General features: G+C 70.4%; 17 protein-coding genes and 1 tRNA gene. 14 read left to right on the forward strand and 4 right to left on the reverse strand.

From position 1 onward, the window contains the following. Nucleotides 1–24: 24 nt before the first annotated feature. The 12 genes from pta to galE all read left to right on the forward strand — a co-directional run bounded on the left by pta (nt 25) and on the right by galE (nt 16,703). A complete protein-coding gene (gene pta / locus OB08_RS05710) occupies nt 25–2,169 on the forward strand; it encodes a phosphate acetyltransferase (RefSeq protein WP_461473026.1) in 2,145 nt (714 codons plus the stop codon). Next, nucleotides 2,166–3,392, forward strand: a complete 1,227-nt coding sequence (locus OB08_RS05715) for an acetate/propionate family kinase (RefSeq protein ID WP_461473028.1) — start codon at nt 2,166–2,168, stop codon at nt 3,390–3,392. Before pta ends, OB08_RS05715 begins: the two co-directional genes overlap by 4 nt. Before the next feature lie 29 nt (nt 3,393–3,421). Continuing rightward, nucleotides 3,422–4,147, forward strand: coding sequence for an HAD family hydrolase (locus tag OB08_RS05720; protein ID WP_461473290.1), 726 nt, complete (start codon nt 3,422–3,424; stop codon nt 4,145–4,147). After that, nucleotides 4,144–6,660 (forward strand): glycoside hydrolase family 65 protein, encoded by a 2,517-nt coding sequence (locus tag OB08_RS05725; RefSeq protein ID WP_461473030.1) that lies wholly within the window; start codon nt 4,144–4,146, stop codon nt 6,658–6,660. The genes OB08_RS05720 and OB08_RS05725 overlap by 4 nt, the downstream gene beginning before the upstream one ends. A 37-nt stretch (nt 6,661–6,697) precedes the next feature. Continuing rightward, on the forward strand, nt 6,698–8,959 hold the full coding sequence (locus OB08_RS05730) for a DNA polymerase III subunit gamma and tau (protein ID WP_461473032.1): 2,262 nt from the start codon (nt 6,698–6,700) through the stop codon (nt 8,957–8,959). 3 nt (nt 8,960–8,962) lie between these two features. After that, nucleotides 8,963–9,556, forward strand: a complete 594-nt coding sequence (recR, locus tag OB08_RS05735) for a recombination mediator RecR (RefSeq protein WP_461473034.1) — start codon at nt 8,963–8,965, stop codon at nt 9,554–9,556. Nucleotides 9,557–9,634: 78 nt separating this feature from the next. Beyond that, a complete protein-coding gene (locus OB08_RS05740) occupies nt 9,635–10,582 on the forward strand; it encodes a DMT family transporter (protein WP_461473036.1) in 948 nt (315 codons plus the stop codon). A 120-nt stretch (nt 10,583–10,702) separates the two neighbouring features. After that, the gene (locus OB08_RS05745; RefSeq protein ID WP_461473038.1) at nt 10,703–11,989 is read left to right on the forward strand and encodes an aspartate kinase; all 1,287 of its coding nucleotides are present in this window, start codon (nt 10,703–10,705) and stop codon (nt 11,987–11,989) included. A gap of 200 nt (nt 11,990–12,189) precedes the next feature. Next, nucleotides 12,190–13,260, forward strand: a complete 1,071-nt coding sequence (locus OB08_RS05750) for an aspartate-semialdehyde dehydrogenase (protein WP_461473040.1) — start codon at nt 12,190–12,192, stop codon at nt 13,258–13,260. 149 nt (nt 13,261–13,409) lie between these two features. Further along, nucleotides 13,410–14,885: a malate:quinone oxidoreductase gene (locus tag OB08_RS05755; protein ID WP_461473292.1), complete on the forward strand. Its 1,476-nt coding sequence runs from the start codon at nt 13,410–13,412 to the stop codon at nt 14,883–14,885. A 103-nt stretch (nt 14,886–14,988) separates the two neighbouring features. Next, complete coding sequence (locus OB08_RS05760; RefSeq protein ID WP_461473042.1) at nt 14,989–15,642, forward strand: thymidine kinase; 654 nt, start codon at nt 14,989–14,991, stop codon at nt 15,640–15,642. 41 nt (nt 15,643–15,683) lie between these two features. Continuing rightward, nucleotides 15,684–16,703 (forward strand): UDP-glucose 4-epimerase GalE, encoded by a 1,020-nt coding sequence (gene galE / locus OB08_RS05765; protein ID WP_461473044.1) that lies wholly within the window; start codon nt 15,684–15,686, stop codon nt 16,701–16,703. Here galE and OB08_RS05770 read toward each other — a convergent pair. Further along, on the reverse strand, nt 16,688–17,533 hold the full coding sequence (locus OB08_RS05770; protein ID WP_461473046.1) for a DUF1295 domain-containing protein: 846 nt from the start codon (nt 17,531–17,533) through the stop codon (nt 16,688–16,690). The two genes, galE and OB08_RS05770, sit on opposite strands and share 16 nt — an antisense overlap. A 67-nt stretch (nt 17,534–17,600) precedes the next feature. On the opposite strand from OB08_RS05770, the gene OB08_RS05775 reads away from it, so the two are divergent. Both OB08_RS05775 and OB08_RS05780 read left to right on the forward strand, forming a co-directional pair. Beyond that, nucleotides 17,601–18,308 carry a FadR/GntR family transcriptional regulator gene (locus tag OB08_RS05775; protein ID WP_461473048.1) on the forward strand — a complete coding sequence of 236 codons (708 nt, stop codon included), beginning with the start codon at nt 17,601–17,603 and terminating at the stop codon, nt 18,306–18,308. A gap of 57 nt (nt 18,309–18,365) precedes the next feature. Beyond that, complete coding sequence (locus OB08_RS05780) at nt 18,366–19,718, forward strand: alpha-hydroxy acid oxidase (RefSeq protein ID WP_461473050.1); 1,353 nt, start codon at nt 18,366–18,368, stop codon at nt 19,716–19,718. Nucleotides 19,719–19,728: 10 nt separating this feature from the next. Here the strand turns inward: OB08_RS05780 and OB08_RS05785 are convergent, their stop codons facing one another. From OB08_RS05785 to OB08_RS05795, 3 genes are all read right to left on the reverse strand, one after another. Further along, nucleotides 19,729–20,508, reverse strand: coding sequence for an HAD-IIB family hydrolase (locus OB08_RS05785; RefSeq protein ID WP_461473052.1), 780 nt, complete (start codon nt 20,506–20,508; stop codon nt 19,729–19,731). Between the two features lie 59 nt (nt 20,509–20,567). Further along, nucleotides 20,568–20,644 (reverse strand) — tRNA-Pro (locus OB08_RS05790). Nucleotides 20,645–20,662: 18 nt separating this feature from the next. Continuing rightward, nucleotides 20,663–22,555, reverse strand: coding sequence for a hypothetical protein (locus tag OB08_RS05795; protein WP_461473054.1), 1,893 nt, complete (start codon nt 22,553–22,555; stop codon nt 20,663–20,665). Between the last annotated feature and the right edge of the window lie 3 nt (nt 22,556–22,558).

Raw genomic sequence — 22,558 nt, forward strand, 5'->3', positions numbered from 1 at the left:
CGTGCGCGCCCATAGGCTGGACCCGTGGCGCAGAGCATCTTCATCACGTCGGCAGAAGGTCACTCGGGCAAGTCCACGGTCGCGCTCGGCGTTCTCGATGCGCTCAGCCACGCGACACCCCGGGTCGGCGTCTTCCGGGCGATCGCGCGCTCCACGGCCGAGCCCGACTACGTCCTCGAGATGCTGCTCGATCACGACGGGGTCGATCTCGCGTACGACGAGTGCGTCGGCGTCACGTACGACGACGTGCGCCATGATCCGGATGCCGCGCTCGCGACGATCGTCGAACGGTACAAGGCCGTCGAAGCCCAGTGCGACGCCGTGGTGATCCTCGGCAGCGACTACACCGACGTGGGCAGTCCCGCCGAGCTGGGCTACAACGCGCGGATCGCCGCCAACCTCGGCGCTCCCGTCCTCCTGGTCCTGGGTGGCCGGTCGGCGCAGAACCAGACTCAGCCCGAGCAGCTCGGATCCTCGCTGCCCCGCACGGCGGCCGAGATGGGCCAGATCGCCGACCTCGCGCTCGCCGAGCTCGACCACGGCCGCGCCGAGCTGTTCGCCGTCGTCGCCAACCGTGCCGAGCCGGCCGAGGCGGAGGCGACGATCGCCGCGATCCGGCGGTCGGTCGAGGCATCCGCTCGCCCGCGCAAGGGTCCGGTGCCGGTCTGGGCGATCCCCGAGGACCGGTATCTCGTGGCCCCCTCGATGCGGGGCATCATGCGCTCGGTCGGCGGCGAGCTCCTCTCGGGCGATCCCGACCGGCTCACGCGCGAGGCGCTCGCGGTGGTCGTCGCCGGCATGTCGATGGTCAACGTGCTGCCGCGGCTCCTCGAGGGCGCCGTCGTGGTGATCCCCGCCGACCGGTCGGAGGTGCTGCTCGCGGCGCTGCTCGCCAACGCGTCCGGGACGTTCCCGTCGATATCGGGCATCGTGCTCAACGGCGGGTTCGAGCTGCCCGAGCCCGTGACCCGGCTGCTCGACGGACTGGGCTCCAACGTCCCGATCGTGACGACCGACCTCGGCACCTACGAGACCACGGCGCGCATCATGAGCACGCGGGGGCGGCTCGCGGCCGACTCGCAGCGCCGCTACGACACCGCGCTGGCGCTGTTCGAGCAGAGCGTCGACACCGACGAGCTGCTTGTCGCGTTCGGCGTCGCGCGGGCCACGGTCGTGACCCCGCTGATGTTCGAGTTCCAGCTCATCGAGCGCGCCCGCGCCGAGCGCAAGCGCATCGTGCTGCCCGAGGGCGACGACGACCGCGTGCTCCGTGCCGCGGCCACCGTCCTCAAGCGCGGCATCGCCGATCTCACGATCCTGGGCGAGCCGTTCGAGGTGCGCGCCCGCGCCATCGAGCTGGGCATCGACCTGCAGGCGGCCGAGGTGCTCTCGCCCTTCGACGCGGTGCACGTCCGCAGGTTCGCCGAAGAGTACGCGCGGCTGCGCGCCCATAAGGGCGTGACGCTGGCGCAGGCATCCGACACCGTCACCGACGTCTCGTACTTCGGCACGCTCATGGTGCACCTCGGGCTCGCCGACGGCATGGTCTCGGGAGCGGCCCACACCACGGCGCACACCATCAGGCCCGCGTTCGAGATCATCAAGACGAAGCCGGGCGTCTCGGTCGTGTCGAGCGTCTTCCTCATGGCGCTCGCCGACCGTGTCCTCGTCTACGGCGACTGCGCCGTCATCCCCGACCCGACGTCCGAGCAGCTGGCCGACATCGCGATCTCGTCCGCCGCGACGGCGTCGCAGTTCGGCATCGACCCGCGCATCGCGATGCTGTCGTACTCGACGGGCGAGTCCGGCTCCGGCGCCGAGGTCGAGAAGGTGAGGGATGCCACGGCCCTGGTCCGCTCGCGGGCGCCCGAGCTGCGCGTCGAGGGGCCCATCCAGTACGACGCCGCCGCAGACGCGGCCGTCGCCGCGGCGAAGATGCCGGGATCGGCCGTGGCCGGGCGCGCGACGGTGTTCGTCTTCCCCGACCTGAACACCGGCAACAACACCTACAAGGCCGTGCAGCGGTCGGCCGGCGCCGTCGCGATCGGCCCGGTGCTGCAGGGTCTCAACAAGCCCATCAACGACCTGTCGCGCGGCGCGCTCGTCGACGACATCGTCAACACGATCGCGATCACGGCGATCCAGGCGCAGGGGGAGGGCGCCGCATGAGCGTCGTGCTCGTCGTGAACAGCGGCTCCTCGTCGTTCAAGTACCAGCTGATCGACATGCACACCGAGTCGACGCTCGCCTCGGGTCTCGTCGAGCGCATCGGCGAGGCATCCGGTCGCGCGACCCACACCGTCGTCGCGCCGCCGTCCGACGGCCCGGCGCCCACGATGCTCAACGCGACGCACACGCGCGAGCTGCCGATCCCCGACCACACGGCGGGGTTCCAGGTCATGCTCGACGCCTTCGCCTCGGACGGTCCCGCGCTGTCCGAGCGGCCGCCGGTCGCCGTCGGGCACCGGGTGGTGCACGGGGGCGCCCGGTTCTTCGAGCCCACCGTCATCACGCCGCTCGTCGAGATCAACATCGACGAGCTCGCGGTGCTCGCGCCGCTGCACAACCCCGCCAACCTCGCGGGCATCGTCGCCGCGAGGAAGGCCTTCCCCGACGTCCCCCACGTGGCGGTGTTCGACACGGCGTTCCATCAGACGCTCGAGCCCCGCGCGTACACGTACGCCATCGACGCCGAGCTCGCGGCATCCCACCGCATCCGTCGCTACGGCTTCCACGGCACGTCGCACAAGTTCGTCAGCGAAGCGGCCGCCGCGTTCATCGGCCGCCCGCTCGCGGAGCTCCGGCAGGTCGTGTTCCACCTGGGCAACGGAGCCTCGGTCACGGCGATCGACGGCGGGCGCTCCGTCGAGACCTCGATGGGGTTCACCCCGCTCGAAGGCCTCGTGATGGGCACGCGGTCGGGCGACATCGACCCGGCTGTCCTCTTCCACCTCGCCCGCCGGGAGGGCATGTCGATCGACGACCTCGACACACTCCTCAACAAGCGGAGCGGCATGGTCGGACTCGCCGGATCCTCCGACCTCCGCGACATCGGCGCGGCGATCGAGAACGGCGACGAGCGGGCGCTGCTGGCCTACGAGGTGTACGTGCACCGGCTGCGCGCTTACGCCGGGGCGTACCTCGCCCAGCTCGGCGGCGTGGACGTCATCTCGTTCACCGCCGGCGTCGGCGAGAACGCCCCGGTGGTGCGCGCGGCGACGCTCGAGACCCTCGGGTTCGCCGGGATCGAGATCGATCATCAGCGCAATCTCGCGCCGGGGCGCGGCATCCGGATCATCTCGCCGGATGCCTCCGCCGTCACCGTCCTCGTCGTGCCGACCGACGAGGAGCTCGAGATCGCCCGACAGACCCTGAGCGTCGCACACTCGTAGCCCGCCCTCGATACCCTTAAGCGATGGCCATGCACACGCTGCCCGACCTGACCGCCTACGACGCCGTGCTGTTCGATCTGGACGGCGTCCTCACGCCCACCGCCGAAGTGCACATGCACGCCTGGCAGACGATGTTCGAAGAGCTGTTCGCGGCGTGGGACATCACCCCGCCCTACACCGAGCGCGACTACTTCGACCACCTCGACGGAAAGAAGCGGTACGACGGCGTGGCGGCGCTGCTGCGCTCGCGCGACGTCGAGGTGCCGTGGGGTGATCCGTCCGACCCGGTCGAGGCCGACACCGTGTGCGGCATCGGGAACCGGAAGAACGTCGTCTTCGAGCGGGTGCTGCGGCGGGACGGGATCGCCCCGTACCCCGGCTCGCTGGCGCTGCTCGACCGGCTCGGCGCGGCGGGCACGACGGTCGCCGTGGTCTCCAGCTCGAAGAACGCGGAGGAGGTGCTCGCCGTCGCGGGCATCCGCGACCGGTTCGCCGTCGTGATGGACGGCGTCATCGCCGAGCGCGACCACCTGGCGTCCAAGCCCGCGCCCGACGTGTTCGTCGAGGCCGCCCGCATGCTCGACGTCGACCCGGCGCGCAGCGCCGCCGTCGAGGACGCGATCAGCGGCGTCGAGTCGGCCGCCGCCGGAGGGTTCGGCCTCGTCGTGGGCGTCGACCGGGGAGCGGGTGCGCAGGCGCTCACCGACGCCGGCGCGCACGTCGTCGTCACCGATCTCGAGGAGTTCACCGCATGATGGATCGCGACCGCTTCCCCGTCGACCCCTGGCGGCTCGTCGAGACGCAGTTCGACCTCGAGGACAGCGGGGTCACCGAGACCCTCTTCGCCGTGGGCAACGGCTACCTCGGCATGCGCGGCAACCACCCTGAGGGGCGCCACTCCCACGAGCACGGCACGTTCATCAACGGCTTCCACGAGACGTTCCCGATCCGCCACGCCGAGCAGGCGTACGGGTTCGCCGAGGTCGGGCAGACGATCATCAACGCGCCCGACGCGAAGGTCATGCGCGTGTACGTCGACGACGAGCCCCTGTCGCTCGACGTCGCCGACGTCCGCGAGTACGAGCGCGTGCTCGACATGCGCGACGGCGTGCTGCGGCGCCACGTGCTGTGGACCACGCCGTCGGGCAAGGACGTCCGCATCGACTTCCAGCGCCTGGTCTCGTTCGAGGAGAAGCACCTGGCCGTGATGACGGTCGACGTCACCGTGCTCAACGCCGACGCCCCGGTCACCGTCAGCTGCCAGATCATCAACAGGCAGGACGGCGAGGACGTCTACGGCGGCACGCCCACCGCGCCGAAGAAGGCCGGATTCGATCCCCGCAAGGCGGAGCGCATCCACGAGCGGGTGCTGCAGCCCCAGGAGTACTGGCAGGACGGCCTGCGCTCGGCCCTGTCCTACCGCGTGACCGAGTCGGGCATGACGCTCGCCGTCGTCGCCGACCATGTGGTCGAGACGGACAACCCGTACTCGGCGCGCACGCTGATCGAGCCCGATATCGCGAAGAACGTGTTCCGCGTGCAGGCGAAGGCCGGCGTGCCGGTGCGCGTGACCAAGCTCGTCAGCTACCACACGTCGCGCGGTGTGCCGGCGCGCGAGCTGGTCGACCGCTGCCGTCGCAGCCTCGACCGGGCACTGAACGTCGGCGTCGACGCCGTGTACGCGCAGCAGCGCGAGTGGCTCGACGGCTTCTGGAGTCGCTCGGACGTGCGGATCGGCGGGCACGACGACCTGCAGCAGGCGACCCGGTGGTGTCTGTTCCAGCTCGCCCAGGCGTCCGCCCGCGCGGACGGGCAGGGTGTCCCCGCCAAGGGCATGACCGGGTCGGGATACTCGGGCCACTACTTCTGGGACACCGAGATCTACGTGCTGCCGTTCCTGGCGTACACGACGCCGCTGTGGGCGCGCAACGCGCTGCGCATGCGGTACCTGATGCTCCCCGCCGCCCGCAAGCGCGCCTTCCAGCTCAACGAGCACGGTGCGCTCTTCCCGTGGCGCACGATCAACGGCGAGGAGGCGTCCGCCTACTACGCCGCCGGCACCGCGCAGTACCACATCAACGCCGACGTCTCCTTCGCGCTCGCGAAGTACATCCGCGCGACAGGCGACACCGAGTTCCTGCACCGCGAGGGCGTCGACATCGCCGTCGAGACGGCCCGCCTGTGGGCGACCCTGGGCTTCTGGCGCACGGTCGACGGGGCGGGCGAGGAGTCGTTCCACATCCACGGCGTCACCGGGCCCGACGAGTACACGACCGTCGTCAACGACAACCTGTTCACGAACGTCATGGCCCGGTTCAACCTGCGGTTCGCCGCGCGCACGATCCGCGAGATGGCCGAGCTCGACGGCGACGTCTACCGCCGCATGGTCGACCGCCTCGGCCTCGACCCCGCCGAGCCGGAGGGCTGGGAGCGCGCGGCCGAGGCGATGCACATCCCGTTCAGCCCGGCGCTCGGGATCCACCCGCAGGATCACGTGTTCCTCGAGCGCGAGATCTGGGACCTCGAGAACACCCCCGCCGACAAGCGGCCGCTGCTGCTGCACTTCCACCCGCTGGTCATCTACCGGTACCAGGTGCTCAAGCAGGCCGACGTCGTCCTCGCGCTGTTCCTGCAGGGCAACCACTTCTCCGACGAGGACAAGCTCGCCGACTTCGAGTACTACGACCCGCTGACCACGGGCGACTCGACGCTGTCGGCGGTCGTGCAGGCCATCCTCGCCGCCGAGGTCGGCTACCAGGACCTGGCTCTGGAGTACTTCCGGCAGTCGATCTTCGTCGACCTCGCCGACCTCCACCACAACGCGTCCGACGGCGTGCACGTCGCGTCGGCCGGCGGAGTGTGGACGGCGCTCGTCTCCGGCTTCGGCGGCATGCGCGACCACTTCGGCGAGCTGTCGTTCGACCCGCGCCTTCCCGCCGACTGGCCCGAGTTGTCGTTCGTCCTGCACTGGCACGGCACGCGGCTCGAGATCACGATCACGCGCGACGAGCTGCGCGTGGCGGCATCCGACGGAGATCCCGTCGGCTTCAGCGTGCGCGGCGTCGGCCACGTCGTCGGGGCGGGCGAAGAGGTCGCCGTCCCGCTCGACGGGCAGGGTCCGCTCATCCCCGGCAGGCCGACGCTCGGCGAACTCACCGAGGTGCAGCGCGAGGACGGCTCGTACCTCTCGGCGTCCGTGCCGACGGTGACGTCGTCGATCCCGATCATCGTGGGCGCGGCGGACGTCGAGCACGGCGCAGATGCGTGACCTCCGCCATGTCGGACTCACGGCTTAGGCTGTCGGAGTGACCACAGCCCTCTATCGCCGCTACCGACCCGAGTCGTTCGGCGAGATGATCGGCCAGTCGCAGGTCACCGAGCCGCTCATGACCGCGCTGCGCGGTGATCGCGTCGGGCACGCCTATCTCTTCTCGGGTCCGCGCGGCTGCGGCAAGACGACGTCGGCGCGCATCCTGGCGCGGTGCCTGAACTGCGCCGCGGGTCCCACCGACACCCCGTGCGGCACGTGCGACAGCTGCGTCGAGCTCGGGCGCGGCGGCGGCGGCTCGCTCGACGTCGTCGAGATCGACGCGGCCTCGCACAACGGCGTCGACGACGCCCGCGACCTGCGCGAGCGGGCGGTGTTCGCCCCGGCGCGCGACCGTTTCAAGATCTTCATCCTCGACGAGGCGCACATGGTGACGCCGCAGGGATTCAACGCCCTGCTCAAGCTCGTCGAAGAGCCCCCCGACCACGTCAAGTTCATCTTCGCGACGACCGAGCCCGAGAAGGTCATCGGCACGATCCGCTCGCGCACCCACCACTACCCCTTCCGGCTCGTGCCGCCGGGGGCGATGCTCTCGTACGTCGAGGAGCTGTGCGGGCAGGAGGGCGTCGAGGTCGAGGCGGGCGTCCTGCCGCTCGTGGTCCGCGCCGGCGGCGGCTCGCCGCGCGACACGCTGTCGCTGCTCGACCAGCTGATCGCCGGGTCCGAAGAGGGCAAGGTGCGCTACGAGCGGGCCGTCGCTCTGCTCGGCTACACCCACGCCGAGCTGCTCGACGAGGTCGTCGACGCGTTCGCGGCAGGCGACGCGCAGGCCGCATTCTCGGCGGTCGACCGCGTCGTGCAGACAGGCCAAGACCCGCGGCGCTTCGTCGACGACCTGCTCGAGCGGCTGCGCGACCTCATCGTCGTCGCCGCCACCGGGCAGGGCGCGGCCGCCGTGCTCCGTGGCGTCTCTGCGGAAGACCTGGCGCGCATGAAGAGCCAGGCCGACGCCTTCGGCACCGTGCGTCTCTCGCGCACCGCCGATCTCGTCATCGCGACGCTCGACGACATGACGGGCGCGACATCGCCCCGCCTTCAGCTCGAGCTCATGGTCGCCCGGGTGCTGGCCCGGGGAGCGGATGCCGCGGCCCCCGCGCCCGCGGCCGAGACACGTGCCGTCGGCGGTGCCACCGCTGGCCCCGCCGCAGCCGCGCCGGCTTCTGCTGCAGCGCCGGCAGCTGCTCCCGCTGCGGCCGCGCCGGCTCCTGCGCCGGCTGCTGCGTCCCCGTCGGCGAGTGCGCCGTCGGCTCGTGGAGCAGCACCTTCGGCGCCGGCGGCTGTCTCCGCGGTTGCCGACGGGAACGACTCCGCCGCGTCCGCGCGACCCGACATCGCGGCTTCGGCCGATGAGCCCACCGTCGCCACGTCGGCGCGAGGAACCGAGACCGTCACGGCTCCGCCGGCGGCTGCCGCTCCGGCGCCGACCGGCCCGATCACGACAGAGCGCATGCGCGCGGCATGGCCCGAGGTGCTCGGACGACTCGAAGACATCAGCCGCACATCGTGGCTGCTCGCCTCGAACGCCGAGGTCGCTGCGCTCGACGACGACGTCCTCACCCTGACGTTCGCCAGCCAGGCGGACGTCGCGAAGTTCAAGCAGCGCGCCGCGGGCGGCGGGCCGAGCGAAGACCTCCGCCAGGCGATCCTCGCCGTGCTCGGCCTCCGCGTGAAGTACCTCGCGAAGCACGAAGGCAGCGGGCCGGGCGGGTCGGCACCGGGCGGATCGGCGTCCGGCGGCTCCGCGCAGGGTCCGTCCGCACCCGCCGGCTCCGCTCCCGGCGCACCTTCGGCGTCACGTCCGGCTCCCGCGCGCGCGGCCGCTCCGGCCGCGGCGGCACCGGTCACCGAGTGGGCCGTGGCCCCGATCCCGACCGACGCCGACGCGCCGCCGCCCGACCCCGGCCCTGCCGCGCTGTCGACCGCCGGCCAGTTCGCCGTCGACGACGAGCCCGAAGACGCGGCCGCGCGCGCGCGCATCGCGACGCTCGCCCCGGCGCGCGAGGGCGAGGTGCTCCGTCCCGCCGAGGTCGAGCCGTCGATCGAGCGCGACGACGACGACGATGTCCCGGATGCCTCGGCCGACCTGCCCGTGCCACCCGTCGTCGCCCCTCCGCTCCCGCCCGTGACCACGATGCGCAACGACGGCGTGCAGCGCTATGGCGAAGCGGTGGTGCGCCAGATGCTCGGGGCGACGTTCGTGCGCGAAGAGCCCTACGAGCCGCCGACGAGGTTCAGCTAGCCCATGTACGACGGCATCGTCCAAGACCTCATCGACGAGTTCGGCCGCCTTCCCGGGATCGGCCCGAAGTCCGCCCAGCGCATCGCGTTCCACATCCTGCAGACCCCGAACTTCGACGTCTCGCATCTTGCCCAGCTCCTCGCCGAGGTGCGCGACAAGGTGCGGTTCTGCGAAGTGTGCGGGAACGTCTCGGAACAGGATCGCTGCTCGATCTGCCGAGACCCGCGCCGGAACGTCTCGCTCATCTGCGTCGTGGAGGACGCGAAGGATGTCGCCGCGATCGAGCGCACGCGCGAGTTCCGCGGGCTCTACCACGTGCTCGGCGGGGCCATCAGTCCCATCGCCGGCATCGGCCCGGACGATCTGCGGATCACGCAGCTCATGCAGCGACTGGCCGACGGCACGGTCCAGGAGGTCATCCTCGCCACCAACCCCAACCTCGAGGGCGAGGCGACGGCCACGTACCTCAGTCGGCTGCTGCACACGCTCGAGATCTCCGTGACGCGCCTGGCATCCGGGCTCCCGGTGGGCGGCGACCTCGAGTACGCCGACGAGGTCACCCTCGGGCGTGCCTTCGAGGGCCGCCGCTCTGTCTGACCTCTGCCCTACATTGGCAGTCGTGCGCGTCGCGCCGCCGGTCCTCGCCGTCCATTCTGATCCGATGTGGGTAACGCCATGAACGCCGTCCAGCGGTTCGACACCCGTGCCTGGGTCCTCTTCGCGATCATGGCGCTCGTGTGGGGCATCCCCTACCTCTTCATCAAGGTGGCGGTCGACTCGTACTCGCCGGCCGCCGTCGTCGCGGGGCGCACGCTCATCGGTGCCGTGCTCCTGCTGCCGTTCGCGCTCCGGCAGAAGGCGCTGCGAGCGGCGTTCTCCAAGATCGGCTGGGTGCTCGCCTTCGGCGCCATCGAGATGGCCGGGCCGTTCCTTCTCCTCGGGCACGCCGAGCAGACCCTCCCGTCGGGCCTCACGGGGCTGCTCGTCGCCACGGTGCCGCTGTTCGCCGCTCTGATCGCGTTCGGCGGCGGCGATCGTTCCGTCCTCCGGCCGGCACGCGCCGGCGGGCTCGTCATCGGCTTCGCCGGCGTCGCCGTCATCGTCGCAGGCCCGGGCCTTGCGATCGAGGGCGGTGGCGGCCTCATCGCCGTGGGGGAGGTGCTGCTCGTCGCCGTCCTGTACGCGATCGCACCGTTCATCGTGGCGCACAAGCTCAAAGACGTCCCGGCGCTCGGCACGATCACCCTCTCGCTGTTCGCCGTCGGCATCTTCTATCTGCCGATCGGCCTGCTGACCCAGCACCAGGTGCCCACTCTCGACGCGACCCTCGCGCTCATCGCACTCGGCGTCGTCTGCACGGCCGTCGCGTTCATCGTGTTCTTCGCGCTCATCGCGCGCGTCGGGCCGGTGCGCGCGCCGCTGTTCACCTATGTCAACCCCGTGGTCGCCATCATCCTGGGCACGATCATCCTGGGTGAGCACCTCACCCTCGGCCTGCTGATCGGGTTCCCGCTCGTGATCCTCGGCTGCTGGCTGGCCGCCACCGGCGGAACGATCCGCACCCGCGACGTCGAAGCCGAATCCGAGCGCGCGCCCGACCTCCCACCGGTCGCCCCCGGCTGACGTCCGGCCCGACACATGGCCGAGGAGCGATCGGGCCGTCCGTAAGATGGACATTCGGGTGCGGCATCCGATCGCGCTCGTCAGGCTTCATGCCGCTCGACGGCATTCCCGGGAGTTCACGTGGCGCTGATCGTCCAGAAGTACGGCGGGTCGTCCGTCGCGGATGCGGAGAGCATCAAACGGGTCGCCAAGCGCATCGTCGACGCCCGCCGCGCCGGGCACGACGTCGTCGTGGCCGTGAGCGCGATGGGCGACACCACCGACGAGCTGCTCGATCTCGCCGCACAGGTCGCCCCGATCCCGGCGCCGCGCGAGCTCGACATGCTGCTGTCCAGCGGCGAGCGGATCTCGATGGCTCTCCTCGCGATGGCGATCCACTCGATGGGCTTCGAGGCGCGGTCGTTCACCGGCTCGCAAGCGGGCATGATCACGACGGCCGACCACGGATCGGCTCGCATCGTCGACGTCACCCCCATCCGCCTGCGCGAGGCACTCGACGAAGGTGCGATCGTCATCGTCGCGGGGTTCCAAGGATTCAACCGCGACACCCGTGACATCACCACGCTCGGCAGGGGCGGCTCCGACACGACCGCCGTCGCGCTCGCCGCCGCGCTCGAGGCCGACGTCTGCGAGATCTACAGCGACGTCGACGGCATCTTCACGGCCGACCCGCGAGTCGTGCCCAAGGCGCGCAAGCTCGGCGTCGTCTCCGCGGAAGAGATGCTCGAACTCGCCGCGAACGGCGCCAAGGTGCTCTACATCCGCGCGGTCGAGTACGCGCGGCGGCACGGCGTGCTGATCCACGCGCGCTCGACGTTCAGTTCGAGCGTCGGAACCTATGTGCTCGGCCCGGGGATGACGCTCCCCGACGGCGAAAAGGGAGAAGAGATGGAAGAGCCGATCGTCGCGGGGGTCGCCACCGACCTCGGCCAGGCCAAGATCACCGTCACCGGCGTCCCCGACGTTCCGGGCAAGGCCGCCGAGATCTTCAAAGTCGTCGCCAAGTCCGGCGCCAACGTCGACATGATCGTCCAGAACGTGTCGGCTGCGACGACGGGGCGCACCGACATCTCGTTCACGCTTCCCAAGACCGACGCCGCGACCGCGCTCAAGGCGCTCGCCGGGGATCAGGCCGAGATCGGGTTCGCGGGCCTCGTGCACGACGACCAGATCGGCAAGCTCTCGGTCGTCGGTGCGGGGATGCGCACGCACTCGGGCGTCTCCGCCACGCTGTTCGAGGCGCTGAGCGTCTCGGGCATCAACATCGAGATGATCTCGACGTCCGAGATCCGCATCTCCGTCGTCGTGCGCGGTGACGACCTCGCCGAGGCCGCCCGCGTCGTTCACACGGCGTACGGGCTCGACGGCGACGGCGACGCCGTCGTCTATGCCGGCTCCGGCCGCTGACCGCGACAGCATCCACCCGCGCCGGGCTCGAGCACGCCTGACCTCGTCGACGCGCGGGCGAGCGAGTTGGCACGAATCGTGCGGTGGGCGGCAGTCAGCGCGGGGTAACACGGGCGAGGCCGCGAAGACGGGCCGGTAGAATCGCACAAATCCCGCGCTCCGATGGCGTCTGCGCGACCTCTTTCGCATCAAGGATCCTCATGACCCGCATCTCCGATTCAGGACTCTCCGTCGCCGTCGTCGGCGCCACCGGCCAGGTCGGCACGGTCATGCGCGAGATCCTCGTCGAGCGCGACTTCCCCATCCGCGAGCTGCGGCTGTTCGCGACCGCGCGCTCCGCCGGCACCGCGGTGGAGTTCAAGGGCGAGACGGTGATCATCGAAGACGTCGCCACCGCAGACCCGTCCGGCATCGACGTCGCGCTCTTCTCCGCCGGTGCGACCGGCAGCCGCGCGCACGCCCCGCGATTCGCCGAGGCCGGGGCGCTCGTCATCGACAACTCGAGCGCCTGGCGCATGGACCCCGAGGTGCCCCTCGTCGTCAGCGAGGTCAACCCCCACGCCATCGCCGAGGCGAAGAAGGGCATCGTCGCCAATCCGAACTGCACGACGATGGCCGCCATGCCCGTGCTGAAGGTGCTCGACGCCGAAGCCGGCCTCGAGCGTCTGATCGTGTCGACCTACCAGGCCGTCAGCGGCTCGGGCCTGGCGGGCGCGCAGGAGCTCCTCGGCCAGGTCGAGGGCGTGCTCGCGCAGGGCAACACGCTCGACCTCGTGCACGACGGCGCGGCGGTCGATTTCCCGCAGCCCGAGAAGTACGTGGCGCCCATCGCGTTCGACGTCATCCCGCTCGCGGGGAACCTCGTCGACGACGGCCTCAACGAGACGGACGAGGAGAAGAAGCTCCGCAACGAGAGCCGCAAGATCCTCGAGCTCCCCGACCTCCGCGTGGCCGGCACGTGCGTGCGCGTTCCGGTGTTCACCGGCCACTCGCTCAGCATCCACGCCGAGTTCGCCCGCGACATCACGCCGGAGCGCGCTCGCGAGATCCTCGCGTCGGCACCCGGAGTCGCGCTCGAGGAGGTTCCGACGCCTCTGCAGGCGGCCGGCAACGACCCGAGCTACGTGGGTCGCATCCGCGCCGACCAGTCGGCGCCCGAGGGCAAGGGGCTCGTGCTCTTCATCTCGAACGACAACCTGCGCAAGGGAGCCGCGCTCAACGCCGTGCAGATCGCCGAGGTCGTGGCGGCGTCGCTCGGCGCCAACGCCTGAGCGCGGCATCCGCTCGCTTGATCGCCGTGCAAGAAACGGCGTTCTTTCGCGCTGAGAATCAGCCCACGGTCGGTGGTCCTTTCGTCGCGAACTAGAATCGTCGGGTGACCGAAACGCCCGATGCCCTGCCCCACCCCGACGACAGCGAGATGCCCGAGGGCACCGTCGACGTCCTGCTGATCGGCGGCGGGATCATGAGCGCGACGCTCGGCACCCTCCTGCAGGAACTGCAGCCGACGTGGAAGATCGCCGTGTTCGAGCGGCTCTCCGACGTCGCGCTCGAGAGCTCCAACGCGTGGAACAACGCCGGCACGGGTCACGCCGCCCTCTGCGAGCTCAACTACATGCCCGAGGGCAAGGACGGCACGGTCGACCCCGCGAAGGCGATCTCGATCAACGAGCAGTTCCAGCAGAGCCGCCAGTTCTGGTCGACCCTCGTCGACCAGGGCGTCCTCGATGCCCCGTCCACGTTCATCAACTCCGCCCCGCACATGACCTTCGTGCGCGGCGACAAGGACGTCGCCTACCTCAAGAAGCGCTACGAGGCGCTCAAGGACGAGCCGCTGTTCGCCGGCATCGAGTACAGCGAGGACTCCCGGGTCATCCACCAGTGGGCGCCGCTGCTCATGCAGAAGCGCCGCAAGGGCGAGCCGTTCGCGGCGACCCGCGTGCCGGCCGGCACCGACGTCGACTTCGGCGCGCTCACGCGTCAGCTGTTCGCCCACCTCGCCGAGAACGGCGCGGACGTGCGCACGAACACCGAGGTGCGCCGGCTCAAGCGGCTCGCCGACGGCTCGTGGCGGGTGAAGTACCGCCGCTCGATCGGCCGGACGCCCGGGGAGATCCGTGCGAAGTTCGTCTTCGTCGGCGCCGGCGGCTGGGCGCTCAAGCTCCTGCAGCGCTCCGGCATCCCCGAGATCTCGGGCTACGGCGTGTTCCCCATCGGGGGCCAGTTCCTCAAGACGTCGAACCCCGCTGTGGTGGCCCAGCACAAGGCCAAGGTGTACTCGCAGGCGTCGGTCGGCGCACCGCCGATGTCGGTGCCGCACCTCGACACCCGGGTCGTCGACGGCGAGGCATCCCTCCTCTTCGGGCCGTTCGCGACGTTCAGCCCGAAGTTCCTCAAGTCCGGCTCGCTGTTCGACATCGTCGGCCAGGTGCGTCCTGGCAACCTCGGCCCGATGCTCAAGGTCGCGTGGGACAACCCTTCGCTCATCACGTACCTCGTCGGCGAGCTGCTGAAGAACCACGCCAAGAAGGTCGACAGCCTCCGCACGTTCATGCCGACGGCGAAGGACGACGACTGGGAGCTGATCCAGGCGGGCCAGCGCGCGCAGGTGATGAAGAAGGACCCCGAGAAGGGCGGCATCCTCCAGTTCGGCACCGAGGTCGTCACCGGCGCCGACGGTTCCATCGCCGGGCTGCTCGGCGCGTCGCCGGGCGCGTCGACGGCTGTCTCGATCATGCTCGGCCTGCTCAAGACGTGCTTCCCCGACCGCATCGACGAGTGGGAGCCCCGGCTGCGCACCCTCATCCCGAGCTACGGCGAGACGCTGAACTCGCGTCCCGAGGTCGCAGACGAGGTCCTCAGCGAGACCGCCGAGACGCTCGCACTCACGGCGTAGTCGGACGGCCTCCTAATGTGGGGGCATGCGGGTCTGGGGGCGTCCCACGTGGCGCACAGGGAGGCGGCCGGTTCGGAGGCCGGCGACTCCGTAGACTCGCCGGGTGGCAAAACTGTACTTCCGCTACGGCGCGATGAACTCCGGAAAGTCGACGTCTCTGCTGCAGGCTGCCTACAACTACGAGGAGCGCGGGCAGCATGTGCTCCTCGCGAAGCCCGAGATCGACACCAAGGGCGCCGACCAGATCGACAGTCGCCTGGGCGTGAAACGGACTGTCGACTTCCTGATCGCCCCCGACGCCGACCTGCGCGCGCTGTTCGCGGAGCACCGGTGGCGCGTGCAGCAGGATGCCGCTCAGACGCTGGTCCCCGAGGCCGAGGAACATCCGGTCGACGTCGCGTGTCTGCTCATCGACGAGGCGCAGTTCCTCACTCGCGATCAGGTGGACGATCTGCTGCGGATCGTGGTCCTCGACGGCGTTCCCGTACTGGCATACGGCATCCGCACCGACTTCCAGACCCAGGCGTTCCCCGGCTCGCGGCGCCTGCTCGAGCTCGCGCACAGCCTCGAGGAGCTCAAGACGATCTGCCGCTGCGGACGCAAGGCACTGTTCAACGCCCGCCTCGTCGGCGGCCGGTTCGTCTTCGACGGCGACCAGGTGGCCATCGACGAGCTGTCGGCAGACCGGGTCACCTACGAGTCGATGTGCGCCGAGTGCTATCTGCGCGAGTCCGGCGGTCGCATCGCGGGCAGCTGACCCGGCCGGGGCCGATCTGCTGCACGTCGTAGGCTGGAGCCATGCGAGTTCTCCTCACCGGCGGCGCCGGGTACATCGGTGCGCACACCGCGATCGCGCTCGTCGAAGCCGGGCACGAGGTCCTCATCGCCGATGACATGTCCGGCACGAGCCCGGAAGCGGTGCGTCGCATCGAGCGGCTCACCGGCGGCGCCGTCCCCACGCTCGCAGCCGATCTTCGCGACGAGAGCGCGCTCCGCGAGTTCGTGCGCGAGCATGCTCCGGTCCACGCGGTCGTGCATCTCGCCGGGCTCAAGGCGGTCGGCGAGTCGATGGCCGAACCGGTCCGCTACTACGACGTGAACCTCGGGACGACGATCACCCTCCTGAAGGTCATGGCGTCGGAGGGCATCCGCACCCTCGTCTTCTCCAGCTCGGCCACCGTGTACGGCACTCCCGATGAGCTTCCGCTGACCGAGCAGTCGCCGACGGGGATCGACCTGGCGAACCCGTACGGCAAGACGAAGCGCATCATCGAGGAGATCCTCTCCGACGCGGCAGCCGCCGACCCCGAGCTTCGTGCGGTGAGCCTGCGGTACTTCAACCCGGTGGGAGCACACCCGTCCGGCCTCATCGGCGAGGATCCGCACGGTATTCCGAACAACCTCATGCCGTTCGTCTCACGCGTCGCGATCGGCTCCCTTCCGTCCGTCTCCGTATTCGGCGACGACTACGACACTCCGGACGGCACCGGCCTGCGCGACTACATCCACGTGACCGACCTCGCCGCGGGCCATGTCGCCGCGCTCGAGCAGGCCGAGCCGGGCTACGACGTGTTCAACCTCGGGACGGGAGAGCCTGTCAGCGTGCTCGAGCTGATCGCCGCGTTCGAGCGCGCCAGCGGACGGGAGATTCCCCGTCAGATCGCACCGCGCCGCCCCGGAGACGTGGCGGCGAGCTATGCCGACCCGTCCAAGGCGGGCGAGAAGCTCGGATGGCGAACCACGCTGACCATCGAAGAGGCGTGCCGCGACTACTGGAACTGGCAGTCGAACAACCCCAAGGGCTACGCCGGCGCCTGAGCGCGCCTTCGGCTGCGCGGCGGGAGCGGCACGAGCATCGACGTCGTGCGCCTGTAGTCGGCGTACGCGGGGTACTTCGACGCCGTGATCGACTCGGTGAAGATCGTCGATCCGATGAAGAGGATCGTCAGCAGTGCTGCGCCCAGGATCGTCCAGTTCACGGCTCCGCCCCACAGCCCGAGCCCTCCCGACACCGCGGCGGTCGCGCCGATCGCGTAGAGCGCCCACCACTGCGCCTGCTCGAAGAAGAAGTTCGGATGCCGGCTGTAGGCGAACATGCCGGTCGTGAGGAACCCGGGTTCCAGTGCGCCGCCGGCCGCCTTCTTCGCCTGGTGGAAGTCCCACTGCTGCTGGTCGGCCACGAACTCTCCGATCAGGAACGCCGCGAAGAGCGCGGAGAACGCGGCATCCCATCCGGTGAAGGGAAGCGGATGCTGGAACGCGATGTATGCCGGAAGCGTGATCAGCACGAGCAGGGCGTTCTGGTACAGGACGATGAAGAAGACGTTGAACAGCTGGAACTGCACGGGTGACATGCGGGCTCGCAGGATCGCCCAGCGGTAGTCCTCCATGCCGCTGTAGCCGCCCTTCCGGGCGAAGTTGAACGTGAGCCGCGCCCCCCACGCGGTGACCAGGACCGCCATCACGAGGAGCCTCACCGCGTCCTCCCCGGCCACGATGCCCGCGACGGCGAAGATCCACACGTAGACGACGGGCACGATCGACCAGAGGCGGTCGACCCACGAGGTGTCCCGGGTGATCAGGGATGCGATCCAGCAGAAGGCGCAGGTCACGCCCGCGACGATGAGGACGAGGGTGAGCGGATCCATGCGCTCACAGTAGTGGTTGCGTATGGTCAGACCACACGCTAGTGTGGTCTGACCATAGGAGGTGGACGTGACCGAGACCCGCGCCTGGCGAGTCGTCCTCGAGAGCATCGAGGCCGACCTGCTCGACGGCCGGCTCCGACCCGGCGACCGCCTGCCCCCCGAGCGTGAGCTCGCCTCGACCCTCGGGGTCGGGAGGTCGAGCGTGCGCGAGGCGCTGCGCGTGCTCGAGGTGATGGGCCTCATCCGCACCGGCACGGGGTCGGGTCCGTCGTCGGGAGCGATCATCATCGCCACACCGCACGGCGGGATGTCGGCGCTGCTCCGGCTTCAGGTCGCCGCGCAGGGCTTCCCGCTCGACGACGTCGTGCGTACGCGTCTCGTGCTCGAGTCCGCGGTCGTCGATGCGCTCGCGGCGGATCCCCAGCGGCGCACAGCGGATGCGAGAGTCGTGCTGGACGCGATGGACGGGGGCGACCTGAGCACAGCGGAGTTCCTGGCGCTCGACGCACAGCTCCACCTGGCCCTCGCCGAGGCGTCAGGCAATGTCGTCATCGCGGCGATGATGGCGGGCCTGCGCACGGCCATCGAGTCGTACGTGCAGGCGGGTGCCGCGGGAATCGAGGATTGGGATGCCGCGGCCGCTCGCCTGCGAACGGAGCACCGCGCCATCCTCGACGCCGTCGACGACGGCGACGGCGACCGCGCCCGTGCGCTCATCCATGCCCACATCGCCGGCTACTACGCCGAAGCGGGGCTCGCCCGCACCGGCGACTGACTTCCGCCCGTCGCTTCGGCGACGTGCGACTTTGCACACGATACGAAGAGGGTCCCCATGGTCCAGCGACAGCTTCCCAACCCCGCCGAGCTGCTCGAGCTCATGAAATTCAAGAAGCCCGAACTCGACGGTCGCAAGCGCCGGCTCGAGTCGGCTCTCACCATCGCCGATCTGCGGAGGATCGCGAAGCGGCGCACCCCGAAGGCGGCGTTCGATTACACCGATGGTGCGGCGGAGGGGGAGTTGTCGCTGTCGCGGGCGCGGCAGGCGTTCGAGGACATCGAGTTCCATCCCGGGATCCTGCGTCCGGCTCCGGAGGTGGACACGACGGTGGACATCCTTGGCGGTCCGAGCGCGTTGCCGTTCGGGATCGCGCCGACCGGGTTCACCCGGCTGATGCAGACCGAAGGGGAGATCGCGGGGGCGTCCGCGGCCGGGGCGGCGGGGATCCCGTTCACCCTGTCCACCCTGGGGACCACGTCGATCGAGGATGTGAGGGCCGCCAACCCGGGCGGGCGGAACTGGTTCCAGCTGTATGTGATGCGCGACCGGGAGATCTCCTACGAGCTCGCCCGCCGGGCCGCGGCGGCCGGGTTCGACACGCTGCAGTTCACCGTGGACACCCCCGTCGCCGGTGCCCGGCTGCGGGACAAGCGCAACGGGTTCTCCATCCCCCCGCAGCTCACCCTGGGCACCATCGTCAACGCGATCCCGCGCCCGTGGTGGTGGTACGACTTCCTCACCACCCCGAAACTCGAGTTCGCATCGCTGCAGGCCACCGGCGGCACCGTCGGGGAACTGCTCAACGCCGCCATGGACCCCACCATCAGCTACGACGACCTCGCCATCATCCGCGACCTGTGGCCGGGGAAGATCGTCGTCAAGGGCGTCCAGAACGTCGAAGACTCCGTCCGGCTCGTCGACGCCGGCGTGGACGGCATCATCCTGTCCAACCACGGGGGGCGGCAACTGGACCGCGCCCCCATCCCGTTCCACCTCCTCCCCACCGTCGTCCGCGAGGTCGGGAAGGACGCCACGGTGATGATCGACACCGGCATCATGAACGGCGCCGACATCGTCGCCTCCATCGCCCTCGGCGCCAAGTTCACCCTCATCGGCCGCGCCTACCTCTACGGCCTCATGGCCGGCGGCCGCCAGGGCGTCGACCGCACCATCACCATCCTCCGCACCGAGATCGAACGCACCATGAAACTCCTCGGCGTCTCCACCCTCGCCGAACTCCAACCCAGCCACGTCACCCAACTCACCCGACTCATGCCGCTCGCTCCACCGGCGGCCGCCCCGACGCGCACGCCGCGGGCGACCAAGGCGTCAGCAGCGAAGGTCGGAGCGGCCCGAAACGCGAAGGCGAACCCCGCGCCGCCGAACATCGAGGTGAACGGGGCGTGAGGCCCCGTCGTCAGTGCCCGGCGCGCTCGGGGAGAGTCGGGATCAGCGCGTCGAGGAAGTCGGCCGTGTCTTCCCAGCCCTCGACGGCATGGCACGTCACGCCCATCGCGAGGACGGGGTAGTCGTTGCCGTCGGGGTCGAGGCGATCGCCGACGAACAGCATGTCGTCGAGGGAGATGCCCGTCTGCTCTGCGAGCTGTCGCATGCCGTAGGCCTTGTCGATGCCCCGGTGGGTGATGTCGACGGACGTCGATCCGCCGGAGCGGACCTCGAGGTCGGGGATCAGGACGGCGACGGCGGCGCGGAGCGTGTTCTTCTTCTCACCGGTCGGATCCCACGCGGTCTTGGCCGCGAGCGGAGCACGCTGCCCGAGGGCGGAGAACGTGATCTGCGACCCGCGATCCTCGAGGATGTCGCCCCAGGTCTCGGCTTCCCAGAGCCCGAGCCGGCGCGCTTCGCCCTCGACGGCGGCCAGCGCCCGCGACTTCTGGTCGTCGGTCAGGGAGTGCGCGTAGACCGTCACCACACCGTCGGGTGTGAGCCGGTAGTACTGCGTGCCGCATGTCGGCAGCAGGTGCAGGTGCGAGAGCGCGTCGGCCGAGGCATCCGGCAGCCGGTCGACGACCTGTGCGGTGAACTGGGCCAGCTGGCCGCCCGAGATGATGGCGACTTCGACCCGCTCAGCGAGAGCGACCAGGAGGTCGGCGATGCGGGGATCGATCGCACTCTTCGAGGGCGCGAGGGTGTCGTCGAGATCGAAGGCGACGAGGAGTGGGGTTCCGTCGGTCATGTTCGGGTGTCTCCTCGATGATCCTATGGAAGAGGCTCCGCCTTCCGGCGGAGCCTCTGTGGTCGGGGTGACAGGATTTGAACCTGCGGCCTCGTCGTCCCGAACGACGCGCGCTACCAAGCTGCGCCACACCCCGTTTTGCAACCCTCCGAGTCTAACCGATCGCGGAGGGTGCTTCGAACCGTCGCCTCCGCGGGGCGCTGAGGAGTGTCGCGCCCAGCGTCAGCAGCGCGATCCCCGCACCGGCGATCGTCCGCACGACGTGACCGGGAAGCCCTGTCTTCGCCAGGGGAGGCGCGGCGGGAGGGCCGGGCTGCTCGGGTGCGGGTGGTTCGGCAGGGGGAGCCACCGCGGGCGCCGTCGGCGTGGGGCTCGGGCTCGGCTCCGGGGGAGGGGCGTCCAGAACGGTCGAGGTCTCCGCGGCGATTCCGCACACGCCGAGGTGCACGAGGGCACCCTCAGCGTCGACCGCGCGTTCCTGCCAGTAATAGACGCCGGGCTCGTCGACCGGGGGCGAGGTCACCGTGATCTCGCCGGGCACGGTGACGCGTTGGGTCGGAGCGGACCACACCAGGCGATCCTCGACACAGGTGTCGGCGGCGGCCACGCCGGCGGCCGCCCGGTAGAGCGCCGAGGAGACGTCGAGCCCTGCTGGCGGCAGTGGAGCAGCGATGATCACGGTGTCGCTGATCGTGCCGCCCGCCTCGACTGTGGTCTGGGCGCGGGACGAGACGCCGGGCACCATCGTGACCTGCTCGACGACACCGAACCGCTCGGTCCATTCGTACCCCGCGGGGAGCCGGAGGGTGCTCGGGTCGGACTGCGCATCGGCCCGTATCGTCCAGACGGCGGTGTAGTAGCCGGGAGCATCCATCGTCCACGCCGAAGTCACGCGGTGGGCGGCATCGGGACCGACGGCCGGATCCGTCGTGAGCTGCAGGGCTCCGACCGCAACCGCGTGCGCGGGCACGCCGCTCGCGGGGGACGGCTGATCTTCCGTGCGGTAGACGACGGCCGATGCCGTCAGCGGAAGGAACCTCCCGCGATCATCGCGCGGCCACTCCCCTCGATCGACGACCACGGTCACATCGTCGACGAAAGCTCCGCCGCTCGCGTACGCGGACCGAACCTGCGTGGCGATGACCGGCACGAACACGGCCGCCCGGGGCGCGGCATCCTTCCCCGCGATGTCGAACGCGACACCTCCGCCCGGCCCCGCGGTGTCCTGACCGCCCGGGGTCGTGAAATGCCTCACCGCGGCGGCGACGCCGACCGTGAACCTCCCGGTGCCGGACACGGACTGCGCTCGACCGGGGAGACCGGCGGCAGTCTCGATCTCGTACGCCACACCGGGTTTCGCGCCGCTGAGGGTCGAGGTCCCCGACAGGACGAAGGTGGCCCCGGTGAGCGCCAGCGTGCCGGTCGCGCCCGCCGCCGCGGTCTGCGCGGTGACGGTACCCGCTCGATGGTCGGCGGCGTCTGTCGTGAAGACGAGGCTCCCGCTCGGGCGCGGGGGGACGGCGACGCGACGCGCCTCGTCGTAGTAGGCGACCGCGCGGCGCTGGATCTCGGCGTTGTGCGCGGGCGCAAGTGCGGAGAACGTCCAGTTGACCGCGCCGGCGAGGGAGTCGCCCCGGTAGCCGTAGCCTCCGAGTGCGGCATCCCAATCGGCGATCGCCTTGACCGCCCACGAGACCGCAGCAGCCTGAACAGGATCACCCGTCTGGCCGTACTTGGTGACGAGGAGGTTGATCCCGGCGAGCTGCGGGGCGCTGAGACCCGCCACAGAGGTGCGGATGCCTCGGTCCGTCGTCGGGCCGGTCGGTGCCGGCGCGCCGGGCAGGATGCAGTACGTGTGAGTGCCGCCGACGAGCATCGAGCCGTGCCAGCCGTATGCCGACGTGGGCGCCCAGGTGCCGAAGCCCGTTCCCCGCGCGGCCGCGTGCGCAGGCGCGGCCGGCGCCAGCAGGGACCCGAGCAGGACCACCGCCGCGAAGAGCAGCACTGTCCGTTTCGCGTGGCGGTGGCGCGCAGGGGCGAGATCCATGTC

The organism is Microbacterium sp. HJ5 (assembly GCF_054824025.1).